The organism is Desulfobacterales bacterium, from assembly GCA_029211065.1.
Taxonomy (GTDB): Bacteria; Desulfobacterota; Desulfobacteria; order Desulfobacterales; family JARGFK01; genus JARGFK01.
Window position 1 is genome coordinate 1 of record JARGFK010000023.1, and the last position, 19,131, is coordinate 19,131.

Annotated in this window: 20 protein-coding genes and 1 pseudogene; 1 reads left to right on the forward strand and 20 read right to left on the reverse strand. The window is 50.0% G+C overall.

The features are described from left to right. Window positions 1–454: 454 nt before the first annotated feature. Window positions 455–1,492, forward strand: a complete 1,038-nt coding sequence (ltaE, locus tag P1P89_07055; GenBank protein ID MDF1591257.1) for a low-specificity L-threonine aldolase — start codon at window positions 455–457, stop codon at window positions 1,490–1,492. 107 nt (window positions 1,493–1,599) lie between these two features. Here ltaE and P1P89_07060 read toward each other — a convergent pair. From P1P89_07060 to P1P89_07155, 20 genes and pseudogenes are all read right to left on the reverse strand, one after another. Next, a pseudogene (locus P1P89_07060) lies at window positions 1,600–2,435 on the reverse strand (sodium ion-translocating decarboxylase subunit beta). Further along, on the reverse strand, window positions 2,432–2,572 hold the full coding sequence (locus P1P89_07065) for an OadG family protein (protein MDF1591258.1): 141 nt from the start codon (window positions 2,570–2,572) through the stop codon (window positions 2,432–2,434). The pseudogene P1P89_07060 and the gene P1P89_07065 overlap by 4 nt, the downstream one beginning before the upstream one ends. A 400-nt stretch (window positions 2,573–2,972) precedes the next feature. Continuing rightward, the gene (locus P1P89_07070) at window positions 2,973–3,299 is read right to left on the reverse strand and encodes a hypothetical protein (protein ID MDF1591259.1); all 327 of its coding nucleotides are present in this window, start codon (window positions 3,297–3,299) and stop codon (window positions 2,973–2,975) included. An 8-nt stretch (window positions 3,300–3,307) separates the two neighbouring features. Further along, a complete protein-coding gene (locus tag P1P89_07075; GenBank protein MDF1591260.1) occupies window positions 3,308–5,059 on the reverse strand; it encodes a putative sulfate exporter family transporter in 1,752 nt (583 codons plus the stop codon). Window positions 5,060–5,114: 55 nt separating this feature from the next. Beyond that, on the reverse strand, window positions 5,115–5,414 hold the full coding sequence (locus P1P89_07080; GenBank protein MDF1591261.1) for a hypothetical protein: 300 nt from the start codon (window positions 5,412–5,414) through the stop codon (window positions 5,115–5,117). 296 nt (window positions 5,415–5,710) lie between these two features. Beyond that, window positions 5,711–7,141, reverse strand: a complete 1,431-nt coding sequence (locus P1P89_07085; GenBank protein ID MDF1591262.1) for a sigma-54 dependent transcriptional regulator — start codon at window positions 7,139–7,141, stop codon at window positions 5,711–5,713. Between the two features lie 317 nt (window positions 7,142–7,458). Next, complete coding sequence (locus tag P1P89_07090) at window positions 7,459–8,709, reverse strand: IMP cyclohydrolase (protein MDF1591263.1); 1,251 nt, start codon at window positions 8,707–8,709, stop codon at window positions 7,459–7,461. A 138-nt stretch (window positions 8,710–8,847) separates the two neighbouring features. Beyond that, window positions 8,848–9,534 carry a hypothetical protein gene (locus P1P89_07095; GenBank protein ID MDF1591264.1) on the reverse strand — a complete coding sequence of 229 codons (687 nt, stop codon included), beginning with the start codon at window positions 9,532–9,534 and terminating at the stop codon, window positions 8,848–8,850. Window positions 9,535–9,539: 5 nt separating this feature from the next. Then, window positions 9,540–10,214, reverse strand: a complete 675-nt coding sequence (locus P1P89_07100; GenBank protein ID MDF1591265.1) for an HD domain-containing protein — start codon at window positions 10,212–10,214, stop codon at window positions 9,540–9,542. A 62-nt stretch (window positions 10,215–10,276) separates the two neighbouring features. Continuing rightward, entirely contained in the window at window positions 10,277–10,978 is a 702-nt protein-coding gene (locus P1P89_07105; protein ID MDF1591266.1) for a hydroxyacylglutathione hydrolase C-terminal domain-containing protein, read from the reverse strand. Between the two features lie 135 nt (window positions 10,979–11,113). Next, window positions 11,114–11,335 (reverse strand): RNA-binding S4 domain-containing protein, encoded by a 222-nt coding sequence (locus P1P89_07110; GenBank protein MDF1591267.1) that lies wholly within the window; start codon window positions 11,333–11,335, stop codon window positions 11,114–11,116. Window positions 11,336–11,370: 35 nt separating this feature from the next. After that, entirely contained in the window at window positions 11,371–11,841 is a 471-nt protein-coding gene (locus P1P89_07115) for a hypothetical protein (GenBank protein ID MDF1591268.1), read from the reverse strand. A 231-nt stretch (window positions 11,842–12,072) separates the two neighbouring features. After that, complete coding sequence (locus tag P1P89_07120) at window positions 12,073–12,513, reverse strand: NF038143 family protein (GenBank protein ID MDF1591269.1); 441 nt, start codon at window positions 12,511–12,513, stop codon at window positions 12,073–12,075. Between the two features lie 409 nt (window positions 12,514–12,922). Continuing rightward, window positions 12,923–13,855 carry a patatin-like phospholipase family protein gene (locus P1P89_07125; protein ID MDF1591270.1) on the reverse strand — a complete coding sequence of 311 codons (933 nt, stop codon included), beginning with the start codon at window positions 13,853–13,855 and terminating at the stop codon, window positions 12,923–12,925. Window positions 13,856–14,030: 175 nt separating this feature from the next. After that, the gene (locus tag P1P89_07130) at window positions 14,031–15,734 is read right to left on the reverse strand and encodes an acyl-CoA/acyl-ACP dehydrogenase (protein MDF1591271.1); all 1,704 of its coding nucleotides are present in this window, start codon (window positions 15,732–15,734) and stop codon (window positions 14,031–14,033) included. A gap of 224 nt (window positions 15,735–15,958) precedes the next feature. Then, window positions 15,959–17,116, reverse strand: a complete 1,158-nt coding sequence (locus P1P89_07135; GenBank protein ID MDF1591272.1) for a KamA family radical SAM protein — start codon at window positions 17,114–17,116, stop codon at window positions 15,959–15,961. A gap of 416 nt (window positions 17,117–17,532) precedes the next feature. After that, window positions 17,533–17,871 carry a type II toxin-antitoxin system PemK/MazF family toxin gene (locus tag P1P89_07140; protein MDF1591273.1) on the reverse strand — a complete coding sequence of 113 codons (339 nt, stop codon included), beginning with the start codon at window positions 17,869–17,871 and terminating at the stop codon, window positions 17,533–17,535. Further along, complete coding sequence (locus tag P1P89_07145) at window positions 17,856–18,098, reverse strand: ribbon-helix-helix domain-containing protein (GenBank protein MDF1591274.1); 243 nt, start codon at window positions 18,096–18,098, stop codon at window positions 17,856–17,858. Before P1P89_07145 ends, P1P89_07140 begins: the two co-directional genes overlap by 16 nt. A gap of 225 nt (window positions 18,099–18,323) precedes the next feature. Continuing rightward, window positions 18,324–18,884: an NYN domain-containing protein gene (locus tag P1P89_07150; protein MDF1591275.1), complete on the reverse strand. Its 561-nt coding sequence runs from the start codon at window positions 18,882–18,884 to the stop codon at window positions 18,324–18,326. Window positions 18,885–18,911: 27 nt separating this feature from the next. Beyond that, entirely contained in the window at window positions 18,912–19,070 is a 159-nt protein-coding gene (locus tag P1P89_07155) for a hypothetical protein (GenBank protein ID MDF1591276.1), read from the reverse strand. Window positions 19,071–19,131: the final 61 nt, after the last annotated feature.

Below are 19,131 nucleotides of genomic sequence, written 5' to 3' on the forward strand. Positions count from 1 at the left end.
TGCCGCCAAAATCCCACATGGCCGCCCAGAAGTCTGAAATATTCTCGATGGACCATCCGTACAGCCCGTCATAGTCCGCAAACCTGCGGCCATACCGGGTGTTGACCGCGGCTATAAACCGATACAGGTTTGTGTTTTGAATTCTTTGCTCTGAAGGTTTCCATAACAGTTCAGCCATCTCAACCTCCTTATGTGTAGCGAGAAACACTTCTCTGAAAAAAAATAGATTTTCATATTTTGTACATTTATCCGATCCAAATAGTCAAGCCAAGACCATCGGCCGGATCATTTTCAATTTTTTTCTTGCAGGGTCCCCGGATTTTTTATAGAGGTGCAATGGTACTTTCCGTTTCAAACCCTGTGGGATTCTGCTTTGCGGTCTGCCGCCACAGAACCGCATAGGGCAATCGGGCGGTTTTAAATATCACTTTAATGATTGAAGGAGAAATCGACCATGCGTATTGTGGACCTGCGTTCGGATACCGTTACTCAGCCAACCGCCAACATGCGGCGTGCCATGGCTGAAGCCCCTGTCGGCGATGATGTGTTCAGAGAAGACCCCACCGTCAACCGCTTGGAAGAACTGGCGGCCGAAAGGCTGGGCAAAGAAGCCGCCCTGTTTGTTGCCAGCGGCACCATGGGCAACCTGGTGAGCCAGCTGACCCACTGCGGCCGGGGCGATGAAATCATCCTGGGAGATGAATCCCACATTTTTTTCAGTGAGCAGGGCGGTTCCGCCGCCCTGGGGGGTATCCATCACCGCACCATCCCCAACCAGCCCGACGGCACCTTGAAGTTAGGCGATATTGAAATCGCCATCCGGCCGGATGATATTCACTTTCCCCGCACCCGCCTGATCGCGCTGGAAAATACCCACAACCGCTGCAACGGCGGCTTTCTGGACGCCGGTTATATGCGTGCCGTCGGAGACATTGCCCGTCGCCACGGGGTTAAAATTCATGTGGATGGCGCCCGTATTTTCAATGCAGCCGTCGCCCAGGGGGTTCCGGCCGCTTCACTGGCGGCGAATGCGGATTCCATCACGTTTTGCCTGAGCAAGGGCCTGGCCGCCCCGGTGGGCTCTTTGATTTGCGGGCAAGCCGATTTTATCGCTCAAGCCCGCAGGCTTCGCAAAGCTATCGGCGGGGGAATGCGCCAGGCCGGGATCCTGGCGGCCGCCGGTATTGTGGCGCTGAATGAAATGGTCGACCGCCTGGCGGATGATCATGCCAATGCCCGCAAACTTGCTGAAGGAATTGCGGCTATCGAGGGTCTGTCCATTGCGCCGGAGCTCATCAAAAGCAATATTGTCTTTTTTAAAATTACCCGGGCGGATTTAACCCCGCAGGAATTAACGAAGCGGCTTAAGGCCGAGGGGGTTCTGGTGGGGCCCAAAGCACCTGATCAGATCCGGGCTGTAACGCATTACCATATCTCTTCGGATGATATCGACCATGCCTTAAATATCCTTTTAAAGGTTTTGGCAGGGTGATTGCAGCGGTAACATCCCGGTGAAAAAAAATAGCCCATGATCGACAACCTTGTCGCAGCCGGGTCTCGATTTAACCCGCCCGGTCGCTTTTACGGTCTATACCGAGACTATTTCAACAGGGTCATAAACATGCCCGCCGCCACCGCCGTACCGATCACGCCGGCCACGTTGGGCCCCATGGCGTGCATCAGCAGATAATTGTGTTTATCCGCCTCCTGTCCCATCTTCTGTGAAACCCGCGCCGCCATCGGAACCGCCGATACCCCCGCCGACCCAATCAATGGATTGATCTTTTCCTTGACAAAAAGATTCATCAGCTTTGCCAGCAGGATGCCGCCGACGGTTGAAAAGGCAAAGGCGATCAGCCCCAGTATAAAAATAAAGATCGGCTGGGGTCTTAAAAATTTATCGGCAGACATGGTTGAACCGACGCTGAGCCCCAGAAATATCGTCACTATATTGAGAAGTTCGTTCTGGGATGTTTTTAACAGTCTTTCAACCACACCGCATTCTCTGAAGAGGTTGCCGGCCATTAAAAGGCCCATCAGGGGAGCAACCGCCGGCGTGATCAGGCAGATCACGGCGGTGGCCAGCAGGGGATAGACAATCTTTTTCATAGAATAGTCTTGGGATTGGCGATCATGGGACCGAAATCGGTTAATGCGCCGACCCCTAAAAATATGAGACAGGGAATGACCTCCAATTCCAGCCCATAGTGATTGAAAATATTGAGAAGTTCCCCTTTGCCGGTCAGCGGCGCCAGGGGCATGTTCACGAGAAAGATGCTGAAGCCGATGGGGACCAGCAGCAGCGGTTCAAAATCCTTTTTGATGGCCAGCATCATAAAAAACAGGCCGACCCCCCACATGATGACATGGCCGAACGTCAGATGAAAAAAACCGGTCTTTAACAGTATCGTCTGAAAAACGTCAAAAGTGCTCATGGCTCAACCCCCTTGGCTTTCTTTTCACCCTGCCTAAAAAAAAGGCTCATCAACCGCACACTGACCGCAAGTACCCCCAGCGAAACAAAAACCACTGAAAACCCGATCGCAGCAACATTCAAAGCCTCTTGCCACATTGTCTTTCTCCTCTCCGGATCGCATCCAATATTTTTTAAACGCCGAAAACACATCGGCACCGCGCAAAGCATGCTGCTGAAAGTAAAGCATGATACATGCCAACCAGATAAGCATATGATATATATAGAAACAAAAAATTTAGAGCGGCTATCGATGGAACTTTTTATTCTGAATTATTGCCGGGGATGTTTTGAATGTATCTCAATCTGTGCGCCTGAATTTAACTAACTGATTGAAACAAATGAAGTTTTTTTATGATGACGGGACGGTTCCGGTTTTTTAAAATAATGACCGCAGAATTCCCAGAAAAGAAAGGGATGACACCCGCTGTTGTAGGTTTTACTTCTGAGATTCGGATGCAACAGATTCAGGCGGTCGCCTGAAGGTTTCCGGTCGGCCCTAATTGGGGCTGAAGGCCGGCGGCACGTCGACCTTCGGTTTGGGTCCATGCCCCTGGCTGTTTGCGATAAAAAACGCAAAGTTGTTACGCAGGGAAACTTCAGCCTCGCCGAATTCCTTAACATCGGTATAGTAGATGGCCGTGGCTCTGATCCCCTCTTTTTCGATAAAAGCAGCCATGTTGACAAAACCCGGAAGCCTCTGGAACACCGGGCCGGCAACGAACATGAACAACAGGACCACGCCGATCCCCACCAGCAGTTTCAGCCACGCTCCGGACCGGGCCGCAGCCCGGTCCGGAGATATTTTCGTTTTTTCTTTTTTCATATGCCCCGCTAAATTTTTGCGGTAATTTCCGGGAAAACCAAAAAGAACATAATATAAGCCATCAGCAGGGTTAGCATCAGGTTGAAGGATTGGCCGCAAACATAAAGGATAAGGGGCTTGCCGCCCTTGAAATACTTGGCCAGTTCCCGGAAGTTGGTTGCCAGGCCGATGGAGGTAAAGGCCAGCGCAAAGAACCATTCCCGCAGCAGGCGGCTGAATCCTCTTAAGACGCCGTAGTCTAAAATGGCGCTGCTGGCATCTTTACCCATGCTATCGTCGATCAATGAAAAAACAATGGAGGCCGCAATAAATCCCAGCACGAACTTGGGAAAACGATACCAGATTTCCATCCAGCTGACGGCCTGGCCCGGAATGTTCTCCACCCGGGCTACCCAGTAAACCGCAACGGCGAAGGCAATAACGCCGATGAGAATGTTCTGGATCATCTTTACGGTGGCCGCTACATACAGGGCCCTGTCGCTAAGAAACGCGCCGGCCGCGGCGACCGCTCCGGTAGCGTCGATCGTACCGCCCATCCAGGCGCCGCCCAGGACGTGGTTCATCCCCACCGCTTTAATAAATGCCGGCATCGCCACCATCATGATGGCGGTAAATACCATGGAGAGCCCTATGGCCAGGGTCAGTTCTTCTTTTTTGGCGCGGCAGGCGGCTGCCGTGGCAATGGCGGCTGAAACCCCGCAAACCGACATGTCGGCTGAGATCGTTATGTTAAGGGTTTTCGAAGGGAATTTAAGGACCCGCTGGCCGAACCAGAAGGTGCATATCAGAACAATCGGCGTCACTACCCAGGCAACGAAAATGCCCGGAATGCCGATGGCCAGCATCTTGCCGAATAAAATCTCGGCCCCCAGCAGGACCAGCCCGGTCTTAATATAGTATTCGGTCTGCACCGCCGGCTTGATCCATGCCGGTGTTCCAATGGTGTTGCTGATCAGCATCCCGAACACAATGGCCCACAGCGGAAACCCGAAACCATAAAAGCTGACGGTTTGCTGCATCTCTGCCATGTAGGCCAGGACCGCCAGAAAAAAAACAAAGAAAAATCCCATAAAAAAGCTTCCAAACGGTTTTCCCATTACTGTCATACCGATACCGAAAAAGACAGCCAGAATGACGGCCAATCCGATCAAAGCGCCGATCCGGTTATAGGCCTTGTTTCCGACTTTGGCTTTGGCCTTTGATTCGTTCTCACCGGCCTTCAACCAGGCGGCAATTGCGGTCTGGGCCTTATCATTGAGATCGTTGTCCTTGAATTCCGCACCGGCGGCGGCCTGTTCGGCGGTTTGGGCGGCGGCCAGCGCATCGGCTAAAGCGGCCTTGGCTTTATCATGGGCGTCTTTCCCCTTGGCATTGAGCGCATCAGCCGCATCCTTGCTTTGATAAATGGAATCGATGGGATTGTTTTTCCATTTGGACGGCGGGGCCAAAAAGCCTTGAATCGTTTTGGCGTAGCCCTCGTTGCTGGCACGAATTTTCCGTTTGGCCGCTGAAGCGTCATGCCAGGCGATGGTTTTAAAAGGCGCGCGTTTGGCCTCTGCCTTCATGCCGGCATTGTACTTTTCAAAATTCTTTTCCATGTCGGCCGGCGGTCGGGAGACAAAAATGAAGAGCCCGACGATCAGGATGATAAACCCCAGCCAGATTGCCATGTAATCTTCTTTTTTCCAGAGATCTGAGAATTGCCCCTTGCCATGATCGATTACTACATCGCTAGATTTTTGTTGCGTCATATCCGCCATTTTTTATTCTCCTTTCTGTTCCCTGTCTTGGACACTTTATGGACCCGGCTAAATGTCAATTGTCCGGTGTTAAGCCTGAATTGCTTCCAAAGCTAAAAAAATCAGAAATAGTCAGGTATATTTTTGTTCCCACAACGTTTAATGTCCCGACGACCGTAACTTCGTGCTCGATGAAATTCAGCAGTTCTTTTCCGGCCGGGTTATCAGTCACTAAATATTTATCTTCATTAAAAGATGCGATGGACACTGCCACGACATTTCCGGTATCATCCCAGTCCGCAGGAATCACCAGGCCCCTGATTACAATCTTTTCCTCACCGGTTTTATCAGCGTTGTTTGAATGTCTTAACTCCATTCGATCGGATCCTTGTGACTACCGCACGCTAATGGATCGAACACCCACCATGATTTTGCAGCAAATAATATATTATTTTTTTTCAGAGCAAATACTGTGCCATAAAATAACTACCTGTTTTTTATTATTAAATTTACTTTTTAGCTTTCAATTGCGGAGATACCGGGGACGCGTGTGAACCTCACGTTCGCTATTGGGGCAGACGCATGAATGCCGACAGGGAGGGTAACTCTTTGAAAACAAATTAGATATGATGAGATGGACTCTGGTGTTCCGGTTTTTGAAGATTGTGGAACTTAAAGTTCCTGTTTTTTAGAGGAAACAGAGGGGGCTTTGAATGATTCTTTCTGAATGGCATATTTGCTTAATAATTTGTGAAGCTGGCGGGATGAAACACCGGCATCCACAGACGCTTTTCCGAGTTTGCCCTGATGCTTGACGAGCAATTCATTTAAATATGATTTTTCGGCAACCTCAATGGCCCTGCGTCTGAATTCCGAAAGTGTTTCTGACGTATCAACGGGCGCCATTGACGGGGAAAGCCCTGACTCAAAGATTTCGCCGGGAAAGTCCTGCCGGGTCAGCATATGAGATTTTGCCAGTATATATGCCCGCTCCAGCATATTTTCAAGTTCGCGAATATTGCCGGGCCAGGAATACTTATTAAAGGCATCCATCACCGCCGGCTCAACCGCCTGAATATTTTTCTGACCATTTCGATTCAAGCGTTTTAAAAACAAATCCAGCAGCAGGGGGATATCCTCGATTCTTTTCGACAGTGGGGGCACCAGAATCGGGAACACATTCAGCCGATAGTAGAGATCTTTTCTAAACTGTCCCTCGTCGCACATACTTTTCAGGTCCACATTGGTGGCCGAAATGACCCGGACATCCACCGCAAGGGTCTTCTCCCCCCCGACAGTTTGAAAGGTCCCGTCCTGCAAGACTTGCAGCAGTTTGATCTGGGCCGATGGGGTGAGGGTTCCGATTTCATCCAGGAAGATTGTTCCGCCATGGGCAATTTGAAATTTACCCTGCTTTTTCCGGACCGCGCCGGTAAAGGACCCTTTTTCATGACCAAACAGTTCGCTTTCCACCAGGGTATCGGGAATGGCGCCGCAATGCACGCTGATAAACTGCCTGTCTTTTCGGTTGCTGTGCCGATGCATCAGTTTGGCCAAAACGCCCTTGCCGGTGCCGGTCTCTCCCAAGAGCAGCACCGTTGTCTTGGTGGGTGCAACCAGGCTGATCCTCTCAAAAACAGCCTTCATATCCGTGTTTTGGGTTTGGACCAGCTCCCGGGAATCCGACTGCCAGAGTTTCTTGCGAAGATAATCCAGTTCGGACTGGATCGAAGTGTACTTGTTGATGTTTTCAACGACCAGTTTAACCTCCGCCGGCTGAACGGGATGGGTAATGTAATCCCTGGCGCCGGCCTTGACGGCCTTGACGGCTTCGCGAATCCGGTCTTTGGAAGACATCACCACGACCTCGGAGGTCGCGCAAGCCTTCCAGATAAGCTGCAACCCCTGAATGGGGCCGTCCCTGTCATCCGACACGGACAGCAGCTCAATATCGATAAAGATTAAATCCTTGTGGCAGGTATGCAGGCTCTCCAGCACGTCTGTAAGCTGGCGGGCCTCTGTGAGGGAATACGTAGACCCGAAAGCGTCGCGAAAGGCTGCGATTGAATTTTGATCCGTAGACACAACCAGGATGGAATTCATTTAATCAACCGGTTTGGTTTGCTGTTAGTATAACCCCTTCATGACACAATCGAAAGCGGTTATTGAGTGGATCAATACATCGTAACATATTGCGGCATATGTATGGTTTAGCAGCTTTATAACTGCTGCGTATTTTAGCGGCACCCCATATGATAACCGTCTAAAAATGTCAATGTAGAAAGCTTTTTTATGACCGGCGGCACACGCATTGATTTGCATAAAATGAATCTGCCCGGAGCGGATGAACCCCGGGCAGATTATAATTTAGGAGTACCGCTGAATTTGGCGCTGTCATCAACCGGATTTTACAATGGCGACTAGTGCTTGAAACTCCGCTGACCGGTAAAGACCATGGTGACGCCGGCTTCGTTGCAGGCCTCGATGGACTGGTAGTCATTTTCGGAACCGCCGGGTTGAACCACCGCGGAGATCCCCTCCCTGATCCCGACATCGACCCCGTCCCGAAAGGGGAAAAACGCGTCGCTGACCATGGCCGACCCGATCAGACCCCCCTTTTCCCGCGCCACGCGCTGATCAATTTCGCTTTTTTTATCCGGATCCTTTAAGTCGTTATAGGCGACGGCATGGGTTTCAAAGCAGTAGCGGTCGGCCAGCTTGCGGTAGGCCTTGTCCCGGGCAATTTCAGCGACACCCACCCGGTCCTGCTCTCCGGTTCCGATGCCGACGGTGACCTGGCCTTTCACATAGATGACGGAATTGGAAGTGACGCCGGATTCCACCAGCCAGCCGAACAGCAGATCTTCAACCTCCGCCGGGGTCGGTACGCGCGCTATTTTGTATTTTCTGCCCTTGTATTCACTTTCGGCCAGCTGCAGGTCGGCGGCCTTGCGCGTTCGCGGTACAAATGATTCCTGTGCGATAATGCCGCCGTCCATCAGACTTTTGAAATCGACAAAGGTTTTGCCGGCAAACGCCTGCAGGCGAGCAATATTGGCAATCCGGATGACCCTGAGGTTTTTCTTTTTGGCAAAAATGTCCATCACCCCCGCTTCAAAATCGGGGGCCACCACCACCTCGGCATATTGTTTGGCGATGGCCCCTGCCGTTGCCTTGTCCACCGGCTGGTTTACGGCGATGCAGCCGCCAAACGCCGCCACCCGATCCGCCATATACGCTTTTGCATAAGCGCTTTCCAGGGTGTCGCAGCGGGCCACGCCGCAGGGGTTGTTATGTTTGACAATGACAACCGCCGGACGCTCGTTGAAATATCTTAAAATGTTGAGGGCGTTGTCGGCATCGGTCAGATTGGTCTTGCCGGGATGTTTGCCGGACTGCAGCAGCTCGATATCGGATGCCAGATACTGTCCCGCCTGAATGGTCCGGGTGTCTCCCAGGACCAAGTTGCCGTTGGCGAGACGGTAGAGCGCCGCCTCCTGTCCGGGGTTTTCGCCGTATCGCAATCCCATTTGTTCGTCGCCGATGGTCCATAGTACCTTTTCATAAACGAGCGTCTGGCGCTTATCACCGTCTATAAAACTGATTTCCATCCGGGGTGAAAAATGATCCGCAACGATGGTCTTATACATTTTTTTAAGATCTTCGCCCATTCCTATCTCCTTCTGGCCTCTCTATATTTGCCCGTTTTAAAAAGAAAGTGGAGTCCGTGTTCAGTTGTCAGGTGCAAATCTAAATCCGTTTCTATGGATTTCAGCCGCGGACAACGAACAACCCACAACGGACCGTTGCTATGAAACCCGTTCCGGATAACCCTCCGCTACCGATGTAACGGGCGTTTTATCTAAAAAGTTCGCAATGGCCCGATCATAACCGGCCGTGTGTTTAAAGGCCTTTTGGGCCAGTTGGAAGCGAAGCGTTAAAGAAATGCGGCCCTTGGCAGCTTCCATCCCTTCCATAATCAACGGATAGTCGGACGGATCCACCACCGCCGCGACCCGGATAAAATTCTTGGCAGCCGCCCGGATCATGCAGGGGCCGCCGATATCGATATTGCCCCGGGCCGCTTCAAGGGTTACATCCGGTTTTGCGACCGTCTCCTTGAAGGGATACAGATTGACCACCACCATGTCCATGGGAACCGCAGCGGTGCGTTTTAAGTCGGCCTGATGGGCTTTATTGTATGTTTCCGTCAGCAGCCCCAGATAAATTTTAAAATCGAGGGTTTTTACCAGGCCGCCCTGGGTTTCAGGTTGTCCGGTGTAGTCCGATACCTGCTGCAGACAGCCGTCGGCTTTTTCTTTTAAGATCTCCCTGAGCCGGGTGAACGTGCCGCCGGTTGAAAAAATTCGGATGTCCGGGTTGACCTTCAGCAGCCGGGGAACAAATTCTTCCAGACCGCTCTTGTCGGAAACACTCATTAGAACACGCTTTACCTTTACGCTGTCATCTATTTTTGTAACCACATTGACGCCCATGATCGCTATTCCTTTCCTTCATATTCTTTTAAAAATCGTCTGAAAAATTTTACCATAAATTCATGGCGCGCTTCCGCCAGTTTTCGGCCATGCCGTGTCAATATCCGGTCCTTTACCTTGCTGAGTTTTACTTTGAATTCACGATAGCCGGTATCGTCTATGGAATAAGGCCTGGCCTCCTCCACGTTCATGTCCGGATTGTGCAGCCGGGCGCCGACCTCGCCGGCAAAGAGAAACGCCCGGGCCACGCCCACCGCGCCGATGGCATCCAGCTTGTCGGCATCAAACAGCACCCTGGCCTCCAACGTTTCCGGCTGCCGGGGCCCGCGAAAGCGATGGGACCCCACGGCGTGGAGGATGTTCGCTTTTTGCTCCGATGACAACGCAAGCCCCTCTACAATCGGCCGGGCCATTTGCGCGCCCTTTTCGGCGTGGCAGACCTCTCCGTTGGAGCTATCCTGATAGCACCGGCCGATGTCATGGAGATAGGCCGCCGCCATGAGAACATCCATGTCGGCGCCTTCCGCCGATCCGATCTGCCGGCACAACCGGCACACCCGCAGGGTATGCTCCCAGTCATGGCTGCCCCGGGCACCTGCAAACAGTTTTTCGGCATGACGTTTAACAGTTTCGATTAATTCGCCCTGCTTAATGGGGGGACTGCTTTCCGGTCTTTTCAATTCGGATTTCTTTCGCAGATAAAACGGGCCGCCTGAAACAATGGTTTATCCGGCGCCGTCTGTTATTCCAGGGACATCAGTGATTCCCAGCGCCGGTATTCGGTATCCACGGGCAGCCCTTTTTTCTCAAGCACGGCGATGATGCCGTTGTCATTAAATTTCAGATAGGGGTTGACCTGCAGTTCCTCCTGGAGCGATGAAAAAACCCTGTCGGGATTGTATTTCTTTAAAAATTGATCGATGCTGCGGTTTTCCGGCTCCAGCGATCGCGCAAAGGCCATGGCCGCCCGGATATAATCGTGGCCGGCATAAATCTCGGTCTTTGCCGGCAAGGCCATCAACCGTTTGATGGAACCCAAAAACCCCTTGAGATCGCCTGAAAAGCAGTTTCCGATGGTACCGTTAAAAAGCGTGTCGCCGCTGATCAGAACATCTCCAAAATAAAAGCAAAGTGAATCCGCCGTATGTCCCGGCGTTTCCAGGACGGTTATTTTTTGGCCCTCCAGTGCAATCTCTTTCCGGTTTCGCAACGTCTGACCGTCAAAGACAGGGGCCCCCGTCCGGTCCTTTAAGCGCCCGGTCCCCACCGTGTGGTCCGCATGCTGGTGGGTGTTGGCGATAAACGCCGGCGTCAGGTTGCGGTCCGCCAGAAAGGCAAGGATCTTATCCACGGCGCCGCCGTCCACAACCCCGGCAGCGGACTTACCGTAAATCACATAGGCAAAATTGTCGGACGAATAGCGAAACTGCTGGATTTTCAACATTTCCAATCCTTTTTCGAATCACTTGATATCTTTAATAATCGTGTATTACCGCTTCCCGGAAATAATTGACATTATTCGGTAGGGTTGTCAAGCGTTCCGCTCCCAAATGGAAGATGAACCTAATGGACATCGTAGTCATTTGACTTGCACACGAATGATCTTTTCTCCAAATTCTACGACATCGCCTGAAAAGATCTTTTTTCGTTTTCTGGTTTCGACCTTTCCATTTACGAGAACTTTACCTTCAGAGATCAGATATTTCGCTTCGCCGCCGCTATTGGCCACATTTACGAGCTTCAAGATTTTATAGAGTTCAATGGGCTCTGAGGCGGTCTGGCAAACGATTGGTGTTTTCATTACTTGTCCGCTGCCCCCTTTTCCATCTTGTCAAATCAGGCAACCCCCTGGGGCAGCCGTTTCACCGTTTCAAATAAAGCCTGTTCGGCTTCCCTGGACACCTTGAATTTGCCGTGTTTGGAATTCCCGGAAAGTTGCCACAATCGAAATGTTATTGTCTTCCCTATGGGCGAAAGCAGGATGGCAACAGGAACAAATTCACCCGGCCCGGCCCACTGGTCGAACAGGTTCGTCTCAAACTGCCACCGGGATCCCCATTCGCGGCGCTTGGACCAGTTCAGGATGATTGCATGGGCTTCGATGCGGGGCAGTATGTTTGTTTCTATGTAAACCTTCCAATTCGAACTATCCGAGTAAACAAACAGAATCGGTTTCCCATTTCTCCCGTACCGGAGCCAAAAGCGGACTTTTAGCCCGAACCGGTGCGCAAAAGGGATGGCGCCCTTAAATACCGTCGCACCCAGGAGGACGCCTATTGCCAGCATGCCGATTTGAAACCAGTTCATGACATTAATACCTGAATCTTGCAGGAAAATTTTTAAGATTGAAAAGCATCATCATACAGATTTTCTGAAAAATATTTTTGCATGGGGTCAGGGGAAAACCGTTTGGGCGTGCGTCCGCCGCATCCGTGTGATGTGGCCTTCGATGCCGGCAATAACCGCGTCGACGTCTTCAGTCTCATTTTCGATGTGGGGCCGCATGGCGGTGTTGAGTTTTTTTTCAGCCTCGCTCAGTTAATCGAGGGTCAGAAGGTAATGGGAGCGGCTGCGGTAGGCTTGCCTGACCAGCGCGTCAAAATCGTCCGCCTGGGCCGTTAAAAGTTCCCGGTAGTGGGCCATGAGAACCGTGATCCACTCACGATAAGTGCGCTGGGCCTCTGGTGAGGGAAGTTTGGCCTTGGCAGACAGCGCATCGAGATTTGCCGGCCGGTTCTGCCAGAGCGCTTCCATGGCTTCGTCCGCGACCCTGCGCCTTGAAATCATGAAATTGGCGGAAAAAACCCGGCGGCCTTCCATGTATTTTTTGTGTCGGAAGATATGGAAAACGAAGTACATCGGGATCAGGATCATCCAGAGGCTCACCTTGGGCTTGGGGATGATCACCAGCCCCAGTTCGTTGGCAAAACGCTGTTCGTAATCCAAAATCAGGTTCTTTTTGGCCTCTATGGTCGGCACGGTTCCTCCGGTGTGTTCTCTTCCCTATCAGATCTGTTTCGGGCAAGAACGCACATATAGGGCTTGTCAAAATTATATTGTGTATCGAGCCAAGACAATTCCGTTTGAGCGGTAAAAAACTTATCCGCCGACGTTCTCTGGTGGGCGCCTCGATAAAAAAACGTGTAAACGCAAATCTTGTTTCGGTTTTATAGAAAAGGCGAGGTGTTGTCAACCGACAGTCGCCGGGGAAAAAACCGAGACCCTGCAAGGGAGGCTGCCCGGGTTTTTGGGTTGAAGAATCAAAAGGTCAGGTCATGGCGCTTGAAATTTATCAAGATTCAAGACCTGATCATTTTGTATTTTTTATATGCAATATCAATTATATATCGTGGAACGACCCCATGCGCCTTCAAAAACCCCTGTATCATTACTGTGTTTCCAGCAGCATCCTGATATCGTTGACCTTGTTCCGGGTGGCGATATATCCTTCTTCGATGGCGTGTTCAACCTGATCATAATCAAGCCTTTTGAGATCGCCCAGGCGGGGTGTGATCAGGATATCCGGCGGATTAACAGCGAGATTGACCTGTGTGATCCGGTCCTGCATGAGTTGTATGGCAGCGTTAATAACTTGCCGGGTGCCGGGCGTCGACCGTTTCTTTATTTTCTGGAGTTCCAGACGGTTCCGGATTTTTTTCTCCGCTGCTTCATAGCGGGCGGCCAGATTTTTTAAAAATTCGTTGCGGACCGGAGGGGGTTTTATATCAGGAACCGCCCCGGTTTTCTGGTGGCGTTTGCGTGACACCAGTTCAGAATTCAGGTTAACGGCGATCACGATGTCCGCGCCCATGGCCCGGGCTACCCCCACGGGAACCGGGTCGACCACCCCGCCGTCTATCAGCCATCTGTCCTTGTGGCATACCGGTGCAAAAAGACCCGGGTAGGACATGGATGCCCGAAGCGCTTTGAACAGGTCTCCGGAATCCAAAACCACCTGATCGCCGGAATGCATGTCGGCAGCAACAACTTTCAACGGAATCTCCAGTTCGTCAAAATCCTTTTTATCGCTATGCATGCAAAAAAGTTCCCTAAGTTTTTTATCGCCGTCCAGGAGCCCTGGCCTGATAAGGTTTAGGTCTGAAAACGAAAACACGCTTTCGCCGTCCATGTTAATGACATATTGCTTCAACTGCTCCAGGCCGCCACTGGCAAATATCGCGCCGACAAAAGCGCCGACGCTGCACCCGGCCACAAGATGAATAGGAATCCCCACATCCTGCAAAGCTTCGATGACTCCGATATGGGCCCATCCCCGGGAGGACCCGCTTCCCAGCACCAGTCCTACTTTATAGGTATTCATGAATATCTCGTTTCCAGGCCGCCCATTAATTTCTGTTATGAATGAAGACGTGCCCCCCACTGTCTTCCGCAAGCGGGGCCTGGGGTCGCCAAATAGAGGACAACCCCAATCCTCGCAACCTAAATGGCAAAACCAGACGAATTCCCTATTCCTTCAGTTTTCGATCTTCTCCTTTTTACGGATTCATTTCATACGTATCTTTCAACGCTAATACCTGGCTTTCCCAGAACCGCTGAAAACGGGTCGTGTCGGCAAACGGTTTTTTAATCATTTTCATGCACAGGTCCATCTGTTTGTCCGTGCTGTCCGGCTTGGAATAAATCTGAAGCGCGAATTTGGAAAAATCCCGAACCATGAAATCAAAGATTTGCTCCATCAGATCGTCATATAGTTTTTCCATCTTGTATTTTTCCAGAATAAGCTGCCCATAGGCCACCAGGGTGAAAAGTTCGCCCAGGGACAGCAGAAAATCAATATTCTGGGCCTGTTCCGCCGTCGGCGTAGCTGTCATGAGAAATTCTTTGAGCAGGTCAATCTGCTGTTTGAAAATTTTTACGTTTTCAAGGGAGACGTCGGCATAGGCGGCGTTATAATCATGGAACTGAATTTTCCCCAGACCCTTGGTCGGCCCCTGGCTGAACAGAAAGTCGTCATTTTTCGGGTCATTGCGATGGGGGATGTCCGGAAACCGGCCGGGGTTGAAGAAATAATTGGCCATGAACTTGATGATCAGGGCCATGTTGACATGCACCGTGCCTTCGAGCTTTGGCAGGGACCGGATGTCTTTGACGGCCAGCTCAAAATACATGTCTTTTTCAAACCCCCGGGCCGCGATCACGTCCCACAGCAGATTGATGACCTCTTCGCCCTGGGTGGTGACCTTCATTTTCACCATGGGGTTGTACAGCAGATACCGGCGGTCGGTTTCAGACGCGCTGCGCTGGTAATCCGTGGCTCGCTGGGCAAAGAGTTTCATGGCCACCAGGCGGCAATAAGCGTCGGTGAACAGCTGCCGAATATGGGGAAAGTCCGTGACCCATTTGCAGAACAGGTTGCGGTGGCTGGCGTGGTTGATGGCCTCATAGAAGGCGTGGGTGGCAATGCCGATGGCGCCCCAGCCCAGGTTGAACTTGCCGACATTGATGGTGTTGAGCGATGAGTCCCAGGCGTCCCGGCCGGTGGTCAGGATGTCGTCCTCGGTGATGGGATAGGCGTTTAAGGCATACTCCGCCACATAGCCCTCCCAGTTCACCACATTCTGGACCAGATCGTAATTGGGGTGTTCGGGGGTTACCACAAAAAACACATATTCATCGGTTTCCGAATTTTTGGCGAAGGTGGACACCAGGGCCGCCTTGTTGCCGTTGCCGATGTAGTATTTGCCGCCGTCGGCCACGTATTTGCCGTCGCCCAGGGGCGTGAGCATCATTTCCGATGAATACAGGTCCGCACCGTGGGCCCGCTCGGAAAGACCGAAGGCGAAAATCCCGCCATCCTTGAGGAGTTGCGCGGTTTTATGCTTTACCCCTTCGTTCTTGCCCATGAAAATCGGCCCCAGCCCCAGAATGGACACCTGCCAGGTGTACCAGTGGGACAGGTTGTAAAATCCAAGAATTTCATTAAAATCGCAGTTCCGGAAGGTGTCCCAGCGCGTGTCCGGGTCACCCTTCGCATAGGACTCGGGGGTCAGCAGCGTGGACAGGACCCTGTTTGCCTTCATGAACTGAATGAAATCATCATACCAGATGCGTTCATGGCTGTCGTGCTTGAGGCGTTTTTTACCCCGGGATTCAAAATAATCAATGGTTTTGCGCATGATTTCCCGGGATCGTGGATCCAGATGGGCGAAGGTTTCTTTTTTGGGGTTGAGCAGTGTCATAAGAGGCTCCTTTTTCTAAATGAATCAGGGTTTGTTGTTTGTCTGCAAACAAAACAGACTGAAAAACGCCACTAACTTTTCCGATAGCCCCCGTTTTTATATCAAAAAAAAGATGTTATTGCCCTGAAACAAAGCTATTTCAAAACAAGATAAATTTTATTTCCAAATAATTGGCTTGGTCCGACCCTATCGGCATGGCGGGTATCTTTTTATTACTTTTAAGTCTATTTAAGGTGTTCGTTTGGTGTCCTTCGGATTCTCCATTTTTTCCCTTCTATTTTTTCAATTGGATCATTTACATATACTTTTCCGAGTCCAATCGGTGACGTAAAAGTTCCGCCTTTTTTTTCTTCACTAATTCCATCTGAAAAACTGAGATCTACAGGTACTTTACCTCTTCCACCCTGCGCATCTACTACATAAACCGGACGCAGGAAACCTGTAGTGGATCCGCAAAGATCTCTACAGATTTCTTTTCCTATGCTTACTTCTGTTCTAAAATGACCTGTTCCTTCAACAAGGTCAGCATAATATAGATAATATGGTTTTATTCCCATTTTACCGAGGCCGTGCAACAGGTTTCTCATTACATCTTTGTCATCGTTAACACCCTTCATCAAAACAGTTTGATTTCCTATTGGAATGCCCAGTTCTCTTAAAACTTTTATGGCCTGATAACTTTCGGAAGTTATTTCATTAGGATGATTGAAATGTGTGTTTATGAAAAGCTGCGGTTCTTTAAGTGACCGAGGTGTATGTTTTCTTAGCACCTCGATTAGTTCTTTGTCTTCAATAATCTTTTGTGGCCAGACGCATGGGACCCTTGTCCCGATTCTTATCAATTCAAGATGTTGAATTACTTTTAGTTTTCCCAAAACCTCATCGATTCTGTTATTGGACATCAATAGCGGATCACCACCGGAGATTAATACGTCCCTAATTTCCTCGTGAGATGCAACGTATTCAATCCCCTTTTTTATTTCCTCTATCGTTGGATTCTTACGGTCATCACCTACTTTTCTTTTTCTGGTGCAAAACCTGCAATACATTGAACACTCGTTTGAAATAAGCAATAAAACCCTGTCTGGATACCTGTGGACTATTGTCCTTGGCCCGCCAAGCGGAATATCTCCTTCCTCATCCAGTGGATCTTCAGAAAGGTCCTTATAATGCTCAAGCTCCCCGACACCGGGAATTGCCTGTTTCCAAATACCGTCATTCATTTTTTCAATGAGGCGAAGGTAATACGAATTTACTCTCATAGGATATTTGGCAATCACTTCCCTGAGCCTCGGGTCAACCGCAACCTTCCGGCCGGCAAGCCATTTCTCTAAATCCTCGAATGTCCTGATAGAGTTTCTTAAAATCTCTTTGTATGCCATAACTGATCCTCCATTTGGCTTTCCATATTCAAGGGCTTTTTCCCGTTAATATTGAACGAATCTGTCGGGTATTTACTTCAGTATCCTAAACGCATAACGGCGAACTGGGCAGCGCGGCTTTTTTGCGCTCGCAACAGTTACGGGTTATAAAGTACGATTCAGCTAATTATTAGACGGAAATCGTATCAGATTCAATTTTTTAAAAATAGGCATTTGTCAGCATTTGGGATCGGGACACAACAACTGAATATAATGTCGATTACTCGTGTCACTAAATTTTCCTATATCCACCATTTTCATATCAAAAACAAAGTTGTTGCCCTGGAACAAGCTTGTTTAAAAAAAAAGAATATTGTTTATTTCCAAATGATAAGTTTGATCCAACCCCAGTGTCGCCCAGTGCCCGCAACACGTGGTTAAGCGCCAATTATTTCATTCAAACCATCAATAATGAGGGCCGATTCTTCCTCCGATGCTTTGGCTATTTTCTTGCCGATGCGCTTTTTAGAAAGGATTCGAATCTGGCTGATCTTTACCCAGGATTTTTTAGGAAGCTTGGCATCCCCAAGTTCCAAAGTCAGCGGGAAACCAGCCCTTTGCGGCTGACTGGTTATCGCAACCGCAATGACCGTCCCAGATCTCTCATTAAACACATTGTGACTTAAAACAAGAACAGGGCGTAAACCGCCCTGTTCGCTGCCAATGACTGGATTTAAATCAGCCCGGTGAATGTCTCCCCTTAATATTCCGGCCATTCTTCTAACTCCGATGAAAAGCCTTCCTCCGCTAAAGCAAGTTCGAATTCGGGATCAAGCTTGGCGCACTCCCGGGCAAGACGGCTTTTCTCCATGCGCATTAATTTTTCAGAAACCGCCTGCTGGATAGCTTTGCTGCGGTTTGGAAAAAATTTCGACTTAACGAGAATATCGAGTTGTTTAAGCGTCTTGTCGTCAATTGTAATAGCGATTTTTGATGCTCCCATTTCAATCACCTCCGGTATGATATTAAATCATACCCGGACCATTTTCAAGCATAATTTTGTTGACGGGCGGCCAGGGGGCCAGGGGGCAATTTTGCAGTTTTCAGTGTCAACAAAGGGAATATAAAGACGATTTGCTTGCGCCACGGCTATAATGTTGTTTTTGGCAAGTTAGCTTGCCCCGCCCCCATATGCCCATTTATAATCGGTCTCCTTGTTAAGCTATGCCTATTTTGCAGATTGCTTACGCTTGGCTTTAATATACATGACCGAATTATTATTCCGCATCTCAATCTCAAACAAGTCACTCACCCGGATCAGATCACTCCATTTTTTATACCCATAGTTAATTGGTGATAACGAGGTATTATTGGAAATATACTGGCCGACCCGCCCAAGATGCGACCAGCCATCATCCTCGGCGGTTTGCTCCACCGCCGTTCGTAGGATATTGACTAACCCCGTCTCCCCCCGCAGCTCATTCCGTGAGTGTTTCGCATCTTTTCGCGTGTCCGCGGCTTTCCCCGGTTCCACATCAGAAATCTCAAGATTTTCGGTATTGATAAACAGCGAACAGGCTTTCACAAAAGGCTCCGGCGTTTTCTTCTCACCAAATCCATAGACTTTCAGGCCGTTGGTAAGAATGCGCATCACGATGGGCGTAAAATCACTGTCACTCGTCATGAAGGCAAAGGCATCAATCGACTGGGTATAGAGCAAAACCATGACGTCAATAATCATGGCGGCATCGGTCGCGTTTTTTCCGGCGGTGTAGGCAAATTGTTGAATCGGTTTAATAGCAAAGGGGTGGAGTTGTTATTCCCACCCTTTCATCGTGGTGCTCTTCCAATTTCCATAGGCCCGCCGAATATTGGTCACGCCATATTTGGCGAGTTCGTTCAGAACACCCGGGATGGCGCGGTAACTGACATTGTCACAGTCAATCAGTAAGGCAATGTTTTGTTCTTTCTCCATGATAGATTCCTCTTCCCTTTTCACGCCATGGTTGTGTTTAAAGGTCGCATCTTAATGTGAA